General features: G+C 32.7%; 17 protein-coding genes. 1 reads left to right on the top strand and 16 read right to left on the bottom strand.

All coding sequences use genetic code 11. The features are described from left to right. The 3 genes from Q0649_RS16505 to proC all read right to left on the bottom strand — a co-directional run. A partial coding sequence (locus Q0649_RS16505; protein WP_298844566.1) for a methionyl aminopeptidase occupies window positions 1–841 on the bottom strand: 841 nt, incomplete at its 3' end. Between the two features lie 360 nt (window positions 842–1,201). Continuing rightward, on the bottom strand, window positions 1,202–1,474 hold the full coding sequence (locus Q0649_RS16500; RefSeq protein ID WP_298844562.1) for a hypothetical protein: 273 nt from the start codon (window positions 1,472–1,474) through the stop codon (window positions 1,202–1,204). A gap of 439 nt (window positions 1,475–1,913) precedes the next feature. After that, window positions 1,914–2,723 carry a pyrroline-5-carboxylate reductase gene (gene proC, locus Q0649_RS16495; RefSeq protein WP_298844559.1) on the bottom strand — a complete coding sequence of 270 codons (810 nt, stop codon included), beginning with the start codon at window positions 2,721–2,723 and terminating at the stop codon, window positions 1,914–1,916. Window positions 2,724–2,911: 188 nt separating this feature from the next. Between proC and Q0649_RS16490 the strand changes: the two genes are divergently transcribed. Then, window positions 2,912–3,070: a small, acid-soluble spore protein, alpha/beta type gene (locus Q0649_RS16490; RefSeq protein WP_298844558.1), complete on the top strand. Its 159-nt coding sequence runs from the start codon at window positions 2,912–2,914 to the stop codon at window positions 3,068–3,070. Window positions 3,071–3,187: 117 nt separating this feature from the next. Here Q0649_RS16490 and Q0649_RS16485 read toward each other — a convergent pair whose 3' ends face one another. From Q0649_RS16485 to Q0649_RS16425, 13 genes are all read right to left on the bottom strand, one after another. Then, window positions 3,188–4,069 (bottom strand): DegV family protein, encoded by an 882-nt coding sequence (locus Q0649_RS16485; protein ID WP_298844556.1) that lies wholly within the window; start codon window positions 4,067–4,069, stop codon window positions 3,188–3,190. 123 nt (window positions 4,070–4,192) lie between these two features. Then, the gene (locus Q0649_RS16480) at window positions 4,193–5,143 is read right to left on the bottom strand and encodes an acetyl-CoA carboxylase carboxyltransferase subunit alpha (RefSeq protein ID WP_298844555.1); all 951 of its coding nucleotides are present in this window, start codon (window positions 5,141–5,143) and stop codon (window positions 4,193–4,195) included. Window positions 5,144–5,186: 43 nt separating this feature from the next. Next, a complete protein-coding gene (accD, locus tag Q0649_RS16475; protein WP_298844552.1) occupies window positions 5,187–6,047 on the bottom strand; it encodes an acetyl-CoA carboxylase, carboxyltransferase subunit beta in 861 nt (286 codons plus the stop codon). A gap of 114 nt (window positions 6,048–6,161) precedes the next feature. Beyond that, the gene (locus Q0649_RS16470) at window positions 6,162–7,508 is read right to left on the bottom strand and encodes an acetyl-CoA carboxylase biotin carboxylase subunit (RefSeq protein ID WP_298844550.1); all 1,347 of its coding nucleotides are present in this window, start codon (window positions 7,506–7,508) and stop codon (window positions 6,162–6,164) included. A gap of 51 nt (window positions 7,509–7,559) precedes the next feature. Then, the gene (gene fabZ, locus Q0649_RS16465) at window positions 7,560–8,027 is read right to left on the bottom strand and encodes a 3-hydroxyacyl-ACP dehydratase FabZ (RefSeq protein WP_298844548.1); all 468 of its coding nucleotides are present in this window, start codon (window positions 8,025–8,027) and stop codon (window positions 7,560–7,562) included. A gap of 70 nt (window positions 8,028–8,097) precedes the next feature. After that, window positions 8,098–8,607 (bottom strand): acetyl-CoA carboxylase biotin carboxyl carrier protein, encoded by a 510-nt coding sequence (gene accB, locus Q0649_RS16460; protein WP_298844546.1) that lies wholly within the window; start codon window positions 8,605–8,607, stop codon window positions 8,098–8,100. Window positions 8,608–8,609: 2 nt separating this feature from the next. Continuing rightward, the gene (gene fabF, locus Q0649_RS16455; RefSeq protein ID WP_298844544.1) at window positions 8,610–9,851 is read right to left on the bottom strand and encodes a beta-ketoacyl-ACP synthase II; all 1,242 of its coding nucleotides are present in this window, start codon (window positions 9,849–9,851) and stop codon (window positions 8,610–8,612) included. Between the two features lie 86 nt (window positions 9,852–9,937). Then, a complete protein-coding gene (fabG, locus tag Q0649_RS16450; protein ID WP_367179407.1) occupies window positions 9,938–10,678 on the bottom strand; it encodes a 3-oxoacyl-[acyl-carrier-protein] reductase in 741 nt (246 codons plus the stop codon). A gap of 51 nt (window positions 10,679–10,729) precedes the next feature. Beyond that, the gene (fabD, locus tag Q0649_RS16445) at window positions 10,730–11,665 is read right to left on the bottom strand and encodes an ACP S-malonyltransferase (RefSeq protein WP_298844540.1); all 936 of its coding nucleotides are present in this window, start codon (window positions 11,663–11,665) and stop codon (window positions 10,730–10,732) included. Between the two features lie 95 nt (window positions 11,666–11,760). Beyond that, a complete protein-coding gene (gene fabK / locus Q0649_RS16440; RefSeq protein WP_298844538.1) occupies window positions 11,761–12,693 on the bottom strand; it encodes an enoyl-[acyl-carrier-protein] reductase FabK in 933 nt (310 codons plus the stop codon). Between the two features lie 174 nt (window positions 12,694–12,867). Next, complete coding sequence (gene acpP, locus Q0649_RS16435; protein WP_298844536.1) at window positions 12,868–13,098, bottom strand: acyl carrier protein; 231 nt, start codon at window positions 13,096–13,098, stop codon at window positions 12,868–12,870. Between the two features lie 20 nt (window positions 13,099–13,118). After that, complete coding sequence (locus Q0649_RS16430; protein WP_298844526.1) at window positions 13,119–14,102, bottom strand: beta-ketoacyl-ACP synthase III; 984 nt, start codon at window positions 14,100–14,102, stop codon at window positions 13,119–13,121. A gap of 18 nt (window positions 14,103–14,120) precedes the next feature. Next, window positions 14,121–14,570, bottom strand: a 450-nt coding sequence (locus Q0649_RS16425) for a MarR family winged helix-turn-helix transcriptional regulator (RefSeq protein ID WP_298844523.1), incomplete at its 5' end; no start/stop codon positions are given.

Raw genomic sequence — 14,570 nt, 5'->3', positions numbered from 1 at the left:
TTTGAGTAACAAGTATTGTATGTTCCCATTGAGATGACAATGAACCATCTGTTGTCACCGCTGTCCAATCATCATCAAGTACTCTAGTCTCCGGGCTTCCAATATTTATCATAGGTTCAATAGTAAACGTCATATTAGGTAATAATATTGTACCTTCACCTTTTTTACCAACATGCGCTACAAATGGCTCTTCATGAAATTCTAGTCCAACACCATGACCACCATAATCATATACTACAGAATAACCAAGGCTTTCTGCATGTTGCTGAATAGCATTTCCTATATCTCCCAGTGTATTAAATGGTTTCACTTGTTCTATGCCTAGGTCTAAACATTCCTTTGAAACACGTACCAAATCTACGGCCTCTTTAGACCCCTCACCGATCACATACATTCTGCTAGCGTCACCATAATATCCATCTAATATACAAGATACATCTACATTAACTATATCACCATCTTTTAGAATAGTTTCACATGGTATTCCATGACATATCACATTATTTATTGATGTACATACGCTCTTAGGAAATCCACCGTAGCCTAATGGTGCTGGGTATGCATTATGCTCTATTGTATATTCATGTACCCAAGTATTAATTTCCTCTGTGGTTACTCCCACTTTTATTCTTTCACTAACAATGTCTAATACATCATGAGTCAGCTTACAGCTTTTTCTTATACCTTCTATCTGCTCCTGAGTTTTCATAATATCTCTAGGTATTGTATACCCAACTTTCTCTTCTATATTACTTATAAATATGTCTTGATTCAGATGGCATTTTTTATATTTTTTGCCACTTCCACACCAACACACATCATTTCGTGATAGTTTATTCATTTTATTTCCTCCCAACTGAAATTTTCTAAACATCAATATTAACTACAAATTAGTTATAAGGCATCTTAGACTTGTTCTTTTTTATTATGCTAAATATATGCTTATCTTTAAGCAACCCTAAATGATCACGGTTATATGCTTTATTGATGTTTTAATCTTTTATTACATTTACTATTATACCTCTTCTTTACTATTGTTGTGTAATAATTAATAATTTAAAATATTGAGTTTACGTTTAATAATGTTATATACTTGAAAATTTAAAAAGGATATTCTTAAATTTAAAGAATATCCTCTTCATTAAAATATTTGATGTATCCTAAACTATTTTTTAATGACTTATTTTTTATATATTATTTTTTATATATTATTTATAATATAATCTTTTTTAAGATACTGATATTTATTGACACTAGCATTGACTACTAAATTATTATTAGCTATTTCTGCAGCTTCTTCTATATTTTTAGCCTTAAACATTATAGTTCCACCATTTCTATTATACTTTCCCCCACATAATAAGTATCTGGAAGAGTGTATACCCTTATCAGTACTTGAAGCATATGTTATTGCTAAACTGTCATTACCTTCTCTTGAATAATTTATTTTAACCAATAAATCTTTTGTTTCCATTTGTCTTTCCCCCAGTTAAAAATCTATTTTAGTAGCTTAATCTACTAAAGTAGCTTAATCTACTAAAGTAGTTTTTTAGAAATGCAGTTTAGTCACAAATTAAAGCTATCATAAGATGAAATAATTATATATTTATAAATACTTTTAAAGTATTTTGTCTTAATATATTATGTTTATATTGTAACGAACATTTGTTCGTTAGTCAATAGATTTTATATATTTTATTCTAATAATAAGTACATATGTTTGGTTTGTAATTTTTATTACTCTCAAACTTTATACATATAATTTTGTATACATAAACTATCTACAATAAAAAAACAGGCTTAAGATATATTTATACCCTAAGCCTGTCCCTAGTTCACTATATTTTTTCAAACGCTGCATTAAATTTGAAATCTTTTTATCCACTCTGTATTCCTTGAGACCTTTTACAAAATTAGTTTTTACCCATTTTAATTGCTTTCGAAGTGCAACTCTCCATAGCTGAAATTACAGTACCTCTAAAATTATTCTTTTCTAATGTGTATACTGCCTCTATCGTAGTTCCACCCGGTGAACATACATCATCTTTAAGCTTTCCTGGATGTTCACCAGTTTCAAGTACCATCTTAGCAGCTCCTAGTACCGCCTGTGCTGCCATCGTGTAAGCTTTACCTCTTGGCATACCTTGGAGTACCGCTCCATCACCTAGCGCTTCAATAAACATATACACATAAGCCGGAGATGATCCACTAAGTGATGGAACCACATCAATAAGCTTTTCCTCTAATATCTCTACCTTCCCAAAGCTTTCAAATATTTTTAGTACATCTTTCAATTCATCAGTAGTTATATTTATATTTGAACAAAGCGCACTCATTCCCTCTCCAACAAGAGCTGGAGTATTTGGCATAGTTCTTATAACCTTTGCAGTCCCACCTAATAAATTACTCATATGATCTAACGTTATTCCAGCAGCTATAGTTACTATAACCACGTTCTTCTTTAAATATGGTTTTATTTCCTCAATTACTTCAAAATATTTATAAGGTTTTACAGCAAGTATCACTATATCAGAAAACTTTGCAACTTCCGTGTTGTCATTTGTTACTTCAATGTTATGTTCTTCTTTTACCTTACTTAAATTTTTATCCGATGGATTACTTGCTATTATATTTTCGCTAGGTACTAAATTTGATTTAACTATCCCACTTATCATTGCCCTTGCCATATTCCCACAACCTATAAATCCTATTGTTTTATCCATATCAATAACTCCTCCAATGTAAATTTATTTAATAATACTAATTATATCATTAAAAAACACATTCCTTTTATAACATTTTATAGTATAAATACTACAAATTTGGTTACATTAATATTAGAATTTAATGTTAAGAGGCAATAGTTTAGTAATTATTTTGTGCTCTTAAATAATATAAGGAGGATCTTTATATGTCACATAAAGATAACAAAAATAGCAAAGACAATAAAAAAGCTGGTCAAAAAACAAAAAAAGAATTAGATAAAATGAAAATGGAAACCGCAAACGAAATAGGCTTCTCGAGTGAATCTAAGAAATTAGGAAAAGACAAAAAAAAATCTTCTAAATAAAATGACAAAAGGAAGATGCCCTGTGACATCTTCCTTTTGTTATTTTATTTTGGTCTTACGTAAATATATGATGTGTTATTATAATTGCGCTTTATTACTTTTAAAATGTTTTATCTTTTATCTTTCCTTTGCTATAAAAAATAGTCCTAACATATCTGGTCCTACATGTGTACCTATTGCTGTACCCACATAATTTAAAATAACATCCTTAACATTCCCATTTTCTCTAAGTAATGCTTCTAAAGCTAATGCATCTTGAAGACAGTCCCCATGACTTATTGCAATAACTTGCTCTTTGCTAGGGTCTGATTTTTCCTTAAACTTCTGTACTAAAGTACTTATTGCTTTTTTTCTTCCTCTACACTTAGTAAATGGTATCAGCCTACCTTCATTGTCTACAAATAAAACAGGCTTTATATTTAGTAATGTACCAACAGCTGCTGCAGAACTAGATATCCTGCCACCTCTTTTTAAATGATTTAAATCATTAACTGTAAACCAATGATTAATTCTAAGCTTATTTTCCTCAATCCATTCAACTATCTCTACTTTAGATTTTCCGCTCTTCAACATTTCATATGCATAATATGTTAAAAGTCCTTGTCCAAGGCTTGCACATTTGCTATCTACTATACTTATATCTGCCTCTGGAAAATCTTCAAGTACAGTTTCTCTTGCAATGTTTGCGCTGTTAATAGTTCCAGTTAATGCAGAAGACATTGCAATATATATTATAGACTTTTTCTGTAAAACATACTTCTTAAAAACTTCTAAATATATTTGGCTATTAATTTGTGAGGTAGTAGGCATTTCTCCCAGCCTTAAAGCATCATAAAAATCTTTTCGAGCAATATTTTCTCCAAAATCATCCTCGATTGCTTTCCCTTTGAAGTTACAAATTAACCCTAATGGTACTATATTATCTTGTTTAATATACTTTAAAGGTAAATCGCATCCTGAATCTATTACTAGAATTATCTCACTATGTGTTTTACTCATAACTTAAATCCCCTTTACACTTCTTATAAATATTATTTTCACCCTTTATTATATATGCACTTCTATACAAAAAAAGAAAAGCAAATACACTTTTCATAGCCCCCTTAAAATGAAAATTACTAATTATTCTACTACCTTACCAATCTTTCTAAACTTATAATATCTTTTGGTAAGTAGGGATTCTATAGGTTCACGTTTTAATCTAACAATTGCTTCCTCTAGATTACGTTTAATACTAATTGACATTTCATCTACATTAGTATGTGCTCCACCTAAAGGTTCTTTTATAATTCTATCTATTACTTCGTAATTTATTAAATCCTGAGCTGTTATTTTCATGTCACTCGCCGCTTCACTCGCAAGACTTGCATCTTTATATAATATACTAGCAAAACCTTCTGGTGATAAAATAGAATAAATTGCATGTTCAAGCATCCAAACTTCATCTGCTACTGCCATGGCTAAAGCTCCACCACTTCCACCTTCACCAATGACTATTGAAATTATTGGTGTTTTTAAAGTTGACATATACATAAGATTTCTAGCTATTGCTTCCCCTTGACCTCTTTCTTCCGCACCTAATCCACAATATGCCCCTGGAGTATCAACAAAGCAAATAACTGGTCTTTTAAATTTTTCTGCCTGTTTCATAAGTCTTAAAGCTTTTCTATAACCTTCAGGACTTGGCATACCAAAATTTCTCTTTATGTTTTCCTTTGTGTTATTTCCTTTTTGCTGCGCTATAACAGTTACAGGTATACCATTAAACTCTGCGATTCCACCCACAATTGCAGCATCATCTCCATAATATCTATCCCCATGTAACTCAATAAATGACTCGAAAATTCTATTTATATAATCAAGAGCAGTTGGACGTTCCACTAGCCTTGCAATACTTACTTTATCCCAAGCAGTTAAATTTTTATAGGCTTCCTTTTGCATATTGTATAGCTTTATTTCCATCTGTCTTATCTCTTTATCTAAGTCCATATTTTGGTCTTTTGCTAAATCTTTCAGCTCATCTATTTTACTTTTAAGTTCATACATGTTCTTTTCAAAAGGTAAGGTTACCATAAAATTTCACTCCTTATGTATTACTTTTGTCTTTCAGTTGATGCTATAAATGAACTTTCAATAGCTGTCCTAAAGTTTCCTTCATGTCTTTTCTATCTACTATTTTGTCTATAAAACCCTTCTTAAGCAAAAATTCAGCCCTTTGAAATCCCTCAGGCAATTGCTGCTTTAATGTCTGCTCTATAACTCTTTTACCTGCGAAACCTATTAGTGCATTGGGCTCTGCTAGAATTATATCTCCAAGAGTTGCAAAACTTGCTGTAACTCCACCTGTAGTTGGGTCTGTAAGAACAGTTACATAAAGGTTACCACTTTCATTATGTCTTGCAATAGCAGCACTAGTTTTAGCCATTTGCATTAAAGAAAATATACCCTCCTGCATCCTAGCTCCCCCTGAGGCTGTAAATATAATAATTGGTTTTTTACTTTCTGTTGCTTTTTCGATGACTCTCGTAATTTTTTCTCCAACAACAGAACCCATGCTTCCCATCATAAAATTACTATCCATCACAGCAATTAGAGTATCCTGACCATTTATCTTTCCTTCTCCAGTAATTACTGCTTCATTTAATAAAGTCTTATCACGAAATTTTTGAAGTTTCTCCGTATATCCCTTGAAATCTATAGGGTTATCCGAAATCATAAATTCATCGTATTCTTTAAAAGTACCTTTATCTATTGTATAATCTATTCTTTCACGACACCCAATTCTGAAATGGGTTCTACAATTATCACAGGTCATTATGCTACTCTCTAAATCCTTTTTATAAAGGATTTTACCGCAGTTTTCACATTTAACCCACATTCCTGAAGGGATATTAGGTTTTTTCTCACCGTATTCATTTTCTAAATTTTTAACCTCAATATATTTACTCTTTTTAAATATACGTTTAAACTCAAACATATAACTACCCCTTTCTAAAACCATACCCACTCCACTTTATAGCATCTATAATTAATACTACTCTCATAGTATAAAACTTTTAAGTAATAAATTCCAGTATACATTTAACTACTTTTAAATGTTTTTAAATTCTTTACCAATAAAGCCAGTATCAAATTTACCTTTTATAAAATCTTTATTATTTACTATCTTAAATTGGAAGTCTATATTGGTATCGACTCCTTCTATTATAAATTCACCAAGTGCCCTTCTCATTTTACATATTGCTTCATCTCTATCTTTTCCGTGCACGATTAGCTTTCCTATCATAGAGTCATAAGTAGGTGGAATTTTATATCCCTGATACGCTGCACTGTCCACTCTTATTCCATATCCACCAGGTATATGAAGCGATTTAATGACCCCTGGGCAAGGCATAAAATTCTTAACAGGATTTTCTGCATTTATTCTACATTCAATAGCATGACCAATAATTTTTATATCTTCTTGTTTATATGGAAGTACTTGACCAGCTGCTATTCTTATTTGGGCTTTAACCAAATCTATCCCAGTAATCATTTCTGTTATTGGGTGCTCCACTTGTATACGTGTATTCATCTCCATGAAATAGTATTTACCATACTTATCAAGTAAGAATTCTATAGTTCCAGCATTTTTATAATTAATAGATTTAGCTGCTTTAATCGCAACTTCGCCCATCTGTTTCCTAAGTTTTTCTGACATTCCAGCTCCAGGTGCCTCTTCTATTACCTTTTGATTTCGTCTTTGAATAGAACAATCTCGCTCATTAAGATGTACCACATTTCCATGCTCATCTGCAAGTATTTGAAATTCTATATGCCTTGGTTCTTCTATAAATTTTTCCATATACATTGTTCCATCACCAAATGCAGTTTCTGCTTCTGTTTTTGCAGTATTAAATGCGGACGCGAGATCCTCTACTTTGCTAACAACTCTTATCCCTCGTCCCCCGCCTCCTGCTGAAGCCTTTATCATTACAGGGTATCCTATTTTATCAGCTGATTTTAAAGCATCTGTTTCATTAGCAATTTCTCCATCTGACCCAGGAACAACAGGTACACCAGCTTTTATCATAATTTCTCTTGCCTTTAATTTGTTACCCATGTTATCAATGTTTTGAGAACTTGGACCTATATATTTTATATTACATTCCTCACACATTTGTGCAAATTTACTATTTTCAGATAAAAATCCATAACCTGGATGAATCGCCTCTGCACCTGTAAGAACCGTAGCACTTAATATGTTTTGCATATTTAAATAACTATCTTTAGATTTAGCAGATCCAATACATATAGCCTCATCTGCCATTTGAGTATGAAGAGCTTCCTTATCAACCTCGGAATATACCGCCACAGTTTGAATACCCATTTCATTACATGCCCGAATTATTCTTACCGCTATCTCGCCTCTATTAGCAATTAATATCTTCTTAAACATAATGTTTACCTTCCCCATACTTAAAATTATTGACTAAATTGTTCAAACTCTTTAAATACCTACCGCAAACGTAATTTCAGCTTGCGCTGCCTTTACTCCATTTACTGTCGCTATTCCCAGACCTATTCCAACAGGTCCCTTCATTTTAATTATCTCTACCTCAAGCTTAAGTACATCTCCAGGAACAACTTTCCTCTTAAATTTGGCTTTGTTAATGCCACCGAAATATGCGATTTTGCCTTTATATTCTTCCATACTTAAAAGAGCTACTGCACCAACTTGTGCAAGTGCCTCAATAATAATTACTCCTGGAAGTATAGGTTCCTCTGGAAAATGACCTTGAAAAAAGTACTCATTCATAGTAATATTTTTATACCCAACTGCTCTTTTCCCTGGTTCTAATTCCTCTACTTTATCCACAAATAAAAATGGGTATCTATGAGGAATAATCTTTTGGATTTGCTTTACATCTAAACTAATACCTTTTTTAACTTCTATATTTTCTTTTATATTTTCCATGCTAATCCTCTACCTCCTATGTTATTAAATAAATAGATAAATATCAATCTAAAATTACCTTCTTATTGCACTAGTTCTTAACTATCTTAAATAATGGTTGACCGTACTCCACCATATCTTCATTAGAAACTAATACTTCTGAAATTTCTCCATCTACTTCACTCTCAATTTCATTCATAAGTTTCATAGCTTCTAATATACAAAGTGTATCTCCCACTTTAACAATAGATCCAACTTTTACAAAATTCTTTGATTCTGCACTTGGAGAAGTATACATAGTTCCAACAATAGGTGATTTAACTATAAATATATTTTCATCCGGTATTGTCTTCACTGTATTTTTAGAAACATCATTTTCTATGTTTGTAGCATGTGCTTCCTGCATTTCTATGTTTTTCCTAGTTATTTGATCCTGTGTAGACATCGCCATTTGTGTAGAACTTTCAGGAATTCTTTCTACTATCACTTTGTCTTCTTTTTTCTCCATCTTTATTCTAATACCCTCAGTCTCAATTTCAAAACAAGTGATTTGTGAATCACTAACAGTTTTTATCAATTCTTGAATGTTTTTATAATCCATAGTTATCTACCATCCCATTTTTTTAATAATATAGTAGCATCATGACCACCAAATCCAAAAGAATTTGACATTGCATACTTAAGCTGCTGTTTTCTGCCTACATTTGGAACAATATCTAAATCACAATCTTCATCTGGTACTTTATAGCCTATTGTTGCCGGCACAAACCCTTCTTCTAATGCTTTTACACATACTATCGCCTCTATTGCTCCTGATGCTCCAAGAAGATGTCCTGTCATAGACTTCGTTGAACTCATTGGTATCTTATAAGCATATTCACCAAAAACAGATTTAACAGCTATTGTTTCAAACTTATCATTATATGGAGTACTTGTTCCATGTGCATTAATGTAAGATACTTCCTCTGGCTTAACACCACCATCTTTAAGTGCCATTACCATTGATCTTGCAGCCCCTTCTCCATCTGGTGCTGGTGAAGTTATGTGGTATGCATCACAAGTTGATCCATAACCATTGACCTCTGCATATATTTTGGCATTTCTCTTTTGCGCATGCTCTAAAGATTCAAGTATAACTATACCTGCACCATCTCCCATAATAAACCCATTTCTCTCTTTATCAAAAGGAATTGATGCTCTTAAAGGGTCTTCACTTTTACTTAAAGCTGTTAATTGTGTAAAACCAGCTAATGCAAGTGGACTTACAGATGCTTCTGACCCTCCAGCTATTATTATATCTGCTCTACCATCTTGAATTAGATGAAACGCATCCCCGATTGCATTTGTTCCTGTAGCGCAAGCAGTAACTACACTATAACACATACCTTTAGCGCCATACTTTATTGCAATGTTCCCCGCTGCCATATTACCAATTATCATAGGTATTAGGTAAGGTGTTACTCTACCTGGTCCTTTTTCTAAAAGCTTTGCATGTTCTTTCTCAATAGTGCTGATTCCACCAATACCTGAACCAACTATTACTCCTATTCTTTCACTGTCCTCATTTTCTATATCTAGTCCAGAATTTTCAACCGCTTCTTTAGCTGCAACCATTGCATACTGACAATACATATCCATTTTTCTAGCTTCTCTTTTATCTAGCGCTACGGTTACATCAAAGTCTTTAACCTCTGCAGCTAACTTACATTTAAAATCCGTAACATCAAAAGATTTAATTACATCTATACCGCAAGTTCCTTTTTTTATGTTATCCCAAAAATTATTTACATCATTTCCTATAGGTGTAACTGCTCCCATACCTGTTATAACAACTCTATTTTTCATAAAGTAAATCCTCCTTTAATCATCTTTAGATGCTGAATCACCTTAGGGCGTCGCATCATATTTATATGCAGATTCACCCAAATGTGCTACATTACCATTCCACCATCTACATTTATAACTTGACCCGTTATATATGCTGCTTCGTCTGTTGCTAAAAATGCTACTACATTTGCAACATCTTCTGGCCTGCCAAGTCTCTTCAATGGAATAGTGCTCATCATAGCATCTTTTACTTTATTGGGCAAAGACTCTGTCATATCCGTTTGAATAAATCCTGGTGCTACTGCATTACAAGTTACACCACGGCTTCCAAATTCTCTAGCTACAGATTTTGTCATTCCTATTATTCCAGCTTTTGCAGCTGAATAATTTACTTGACCTGCATTTCCTGTAATACCAGTAACTGAGGATATATTTATTATTCTTCCACTTCGTTGCTTAAGCATTATAGCTGATACATGCCTTGTGCAATTGAAAGCTCCTTTTAGATTAATATCTATAACACTATCAAAATCCTCTTCTTTCATTCTCATTAAAAGCCCATCTTTTGTTATACCAGCATTATTAACTAAAATATCTATGCTTCCAAATTCTTCAACACATTTTTTCATCATCTTTTCTACATCACTATAACTACTTATATCTGCTTGGATTGCAAGTACCTTGACTCCCAAAGCTTCTATTTCTTTAACTACCTGTGCCACTGCATCAACACTATTTCTATAATTAACAACTACATTTGCTCCCTGTTTTGCAAGCTTTAATGCTATAGACCTTCCAATACCACGACTAGCCCCTGTAATAACCGCTGTTTTCCCTTTTAACATTAATTCGTGCTCCTTTACATTTTTCATAATAAATACAGCTTTTAATTAAGCTTATCTCTTAAGCAATTCTACTGCTTTATTTAAAGACGCCATATCTTCAATATTAATAATTGTAAGTTTTCTATCTATTTTCTTAACAAATCCACTTAATACCTTGCCAGGTCCTATCTCTACAAAAGTATCTACACCATCTTTTATCATTCTTTTTATAATTGTCTCCCATAAAACAGAACTCATAACTTGAAGTTTTAAATTACCTTTGATATCATCTTTGCTTTTTACATAATCACCATTTACGTTTGTCATTAATGGAATAGTCATATCGTCAAATTTTATATTTTTAAGTTCAATTTCTAGCTTCTGAGCTGCAGGTTTTAGCATAGATGAGTGAAAAGGTGCACTTACGGATAAAACAATAGCTCGTTTAGCACCTTTTTCCTTAGCTTTTTCACATGCAAGTTCTACTGCTGCTATTTCCCCGGCAATTACTATTTGTCCTGGGCAATTTAAATTTGCAATTTCAACTATACCGGAAGCTTTAGCTTCGTTACACGCTTCCTCAACCTTCGATGCCTCAAGGCCAATAATTGCTGCCATGGTACCTATTCCTACAGGCACTGCCTCTTGCATAAATCTACCTCGTTTTTTAACAAGTTTTACAGCATCTTTGAAATCCACCGCTCCACTACAAACGAGTGCAGAGTACTCTCCAAGACTAAGTCCTGCAGTCACATCACATTTTATGCCATATTTTTGTAATGCCATAAGTGCTGCTATACTAACAGTTAAAATAGCTGGTTGAGTATTTTCTGTAATATTTAATTCCTCAATTTTACCTTCAAAACAAAGTTTACTTAATTCAAAATTAAGTTCCTTATCTGCTATCTTAAATATATTTTTACATTCCTCTATATTTTCAAATAATTCCTTGCCCATACCAATATATTGGGCTCCCTGTCCCGGAAAAATAAATGCAACTTTACTCATAATTTATCTCCTCAATCATTATCATCAGAGCTAATCATTACATGTGGCTCCAAATATTAATGGCTTTCATCTATATGAAATAATAATACTATAATTTATTTAAATTTTATAATAGCTTCTTTCGCCTCTGTAAACATCTCTTCGATAATTTTCCTACAACTTTGTTCTTTTTTTACAAGACCCGCAATTTGGCCTGCCATAATAGATCCCATCTCTATATCGCCTTCTTTTACTGCCTTTGGTAAACATCCTCGTCCCAGTTCTTCTAACTCTTCTATTGAAGCATTTTCTTTCTCAAATTTCTGGAATTTTCTCGATAATTTGTTTTTTAAAACTCTGATAGGATGACCTGTAGATCTTCCAGTAACCACTGAATCTATATCCTTTGCAGATAATATTTTCTTTTTATAATTTTCATGTATTGTACATTCATTTGCTACTAAAAACCTTGTTCCTACTTGTACTCCTTGTACTCCAAGCATAAATGCTGCTGCGACTCCTCGTCCATCGCCTATTCCGCCTGCTGCGATTACAGGAATAGTAACAGCATCAACAACCTGGGGTACAAGTGCCATAGTTGTAAGTTCACCGATATGTCCTCCAGATTCACACCCCTCTGCAATAACTGCATCCGCTCCAGCTCTCTCCATGCGCTTTGCCAATGCAACAGAAGCCACTACTGGTATTACTTTAATCCCATGCGACTTCCAAAGTTCCATATATTTACCTGGATTTCCTGCTCCAGTAGTAACTACCTTAACACCTTCTTCACATACAAGATGTGCAATTTCTTCTGCATTATCACTCAAAAGCATTATATTAACGCCAAAAGATTTATCCGTTAACTTCTTAGCTTTTCTAATTTCATCTCTTATATAATCTGTTGGTGCATTGGCTGCAGCTATAATACCCAGTCCTCCTGCATTAGATACTGCAGATGCTAAACTACTGTCCGCAACCCAAGCCATACCGCCTTGTATTATTGGATACTTTACACCTAACTCTTTAAAAAATACGGAATTAAACATTTTACCCCTCCTTGATTCCTTAAAACATATAGTTAAAGTCAGATAATTACAGAAAAAAAAGTACATATTACTCTAACTACATTCCACGTAATATATACTTTTTAATATACTGAATAAAACTAAATTTTTATACTTAGTATTTCAGCTCTCCAATCATCTAACTCATAATTTATATTATTTAAGTTTTTCTTCTATATATTTAACAATTCCCTTTACATCTTTAATATTTTCTATATCCTCATTTGGTATTTCAATATCAAATGCTTCTTCGAGAGACATAACAATTTCAAAAATTTCAAGAGAATCTACACCTAAGTCATCTGCAAATTTGGCCTCCATTTTAACCTCTGCTTCGTCTATTCCTAATTGTTCAACTATTACACTTTTAACTTTTTCAAATACCATTATTAATTCCTCCTAAGATTTTATTTATTCATTGTCCATTCTATTAATGAAGCTCCGTAGGTTAATCCACCACCAAAGCCTACAAGTATAATTTTATCTCCAACTGTAAGTAAATTTTCCTTATTCATTTCATCCAGTGCTATGGCTATACTTGCTGCTGAAGTATTACCATATTTATCTAGATTGACAAAAAATTTATCTTTATCAGCTTTCAATTTTCTAACAACAAATTCTATTATTCTAAAATTTGCTTGATGACAAACTACATACTTAATATCATCAAGTGTGTAATTATTTTCCTTTAAAATTCTACTGATACTACTTGCAATAGTTTTTACAGCAAATTTAAAAATTTCTTTGCCATCCATGCTTATTGTTGCTTTAAAATTTTCTGTTCCTTTTGTATATGTATTTTTCACATCTACAGTTGGACATGTCAAGAACTTGCCCTTTTGACCTTCTGAAGCTGAATTTATAGAAATTATTCCTCGAACACTTCCTGCCTCAAGTACTGCTGCCCCTGCTCCATCTCCAAATAATATACAAGTGTTTCTGTCTGTCCAATCAACTATTTTTGATAATACATCAGCACCTATTATTAATGCTCTTTTTCGCTGACCTGTTTTAAGAAATTGCATTGCTATATTTAGGGCAAAAATAAACCCAGTACACGCTGCTGATATATCAAAAGCCATGGCATTAACCGCTCCGATATTTCCTTGAACTATACATGCAGTTGCTGGTACAAATTGATCTGGAGATGTACTTGCAACAATAATCAAGTCTATATCTTCAGCCTTAATATTTGCATTTTTCAATGCAAAAGTTGCTGCTTTTGTGGCTAAATCTGAAGTGTTTTCGCCTGTAGATATATGTCTCTGCTTAATACCTGTCATAGAAACTATCCATTCATCAGAAGTATCTACAATTTTTGATAACTCATGATTAGTCATTATATTTAGAGGTGCATAACTTCCCGTACCAATTATTTGTACTTCATTCATTGCTTAATTCCCACTTCCTTAATATTCTAACCCATATTTATTTTTGAAGAAATTATTTAATTTTTCAAGAGATTTTATTAATACCTCTTCTTCTTCTTCATTTAGACCATCAATAGTTGCATGTACCATATTAGAATGAAACCTTTCATGTATTCTATAAGCAAGTTTTCCTTTTCTGGTAAGTGTAATTATTACTGATCTTCTATCTTCTTCGCCCCTTTTTCTATCAACATACCCCTTTTTAAGGAGTTTGTTAATAGCAGTTGTAAGCGTCCCTACAGTTATTCTAAGATCTTGAGCGACCTCTGACATGGTTCTATGTGCATACATTCCAATTGCATCAATAGTATGTACTTCTGTTACAGATATGTCCTTAAGGACCCCTTCTTTAAGTGCCCTCTGTTCTATCTGAAATATGTCACTAAAGGTCTCTACTAAAAGTTCATTTACAACTCCAACAGATCTGCT

This window comes from uncultured Clostridium sp. (genome assembly GCF_937920395.1).
GTDB lineage: Bacteria > Bacillota > Clostridia > Clostridiales > Clostridiaceae > Clostridium_AD.
This window is presented reverse-complemented; position numbering and strand designations above follow the sequence as displayed.

What these genes read in the sequence shown, in the direction of transcription:
- accD (WP_298844552.1), bottom strand. Translation starts at nt 6,047, where the DNA reads ATGTTTGAGTTTAAACGTATATTTAAAAAGAGTAAATATATTGAGGTT.
- fabF (WP_298844544.1), bottom strand. Translation starts at nt 9,851, where the DNA reads ATGAAAAATAGAGTTGTTATAACAGGTATGGGAGCAGTTACACCTATA.
- fabD (WP_298844540.1), bottom strand. Translation starts at nt 11,665, where the DNA reads ATGAGTAAAGTTGCATTTATTTTTCCGGGACAGGGAGCCCAATATATT.
- Q0649_RS16470 (WP_298844550.1), bottom strand. Translation starts at nt 7,508, where the DNA reads ATGTTTAAGAAGATATTAATTGCTAATAGAGGCGAGATAGCGGTAAGA.
- Q0649_RS16480 (WP_298844555.1), bottom strand. Translation starts at nt 5,143, where the DNA reads ATGGTAACCTTACCTTTTGAAAAGAACATGTATGAACTTAAAAGTAAA.
- Q0649_RS16430 (WP_298844526.1), bottom strand. Translation starts at nt 14,102, where the DNA reads ATGAATGAAGTACAAATAATTGGTACGGGAAGTTATGCACCTCTAAAT.
- fabG (WP_367179407.1), bottom strand. Translation starts at nt 10,678, where the DNA reads ATGTTAAAAGGGAAAACAGCGGTTATTACAGGGGCTAGTCGTGGTATT.
- Q0649_RS16490 (WP_298844558.1), top strand. Translation starts at nt 2,912, where the DNA reads ATGTCACATAAAGATAACAAAAATAGCAAAGACAATAAAAAAGCTGGT.
- fabK (WP_298844538.1), bottom strand. Translation starts at nt 12,693, where the DNA reads ATGTTTAATTCCGTATTTTTTAAAGAGTTAGGTGTAAAGTATCCAATA.
- acpP (WP_298844536.1), bottom strand. Translation starts at nt 13,098, where the DNA reads ATGGTATTTGAAAAAGTTAAAAGTGTAATAGTTGAACAATTAGGAATA.
- Q0649_RS16500 (WP_298844562.1), bottom strand. Translation starts at nt 1,474, where the DNA reads ATGGAAACAAAAGATTTATTGGTTAAAATAAATTATTCAAGAGAAGGT.
- fabZ (WP_298844548.1), bottom strand. Translation starts at nt 8,027, where the DNA reads ATGGAAAATATAAAAGAAAATATAGAAGTTAAAAAAGGTATTAGTTTA.
- accB (WP_298844546.1), bottom strand. Translation starts at nt 8,607, where the DNA reads ATGGATTATAAAAACATTCAAGAATTGATAAAAACTGTTAGTGATTCA.
- Q0649_RS16485 (WP_298844556.1), bottom strand. Translation starts at nt 4,069, where the DNA reads ATGAGTAAAACACATAGTGAGATAATTCTAGTAATAGATTCAGGATGC.
- proC (WP_298844559.1), bottom strand. Translation starts at nt 2,723, where the DNA reads ATGGATAAAACAATAGGATTTATAGGTTGTGGGAATATGGCAAGGGCA.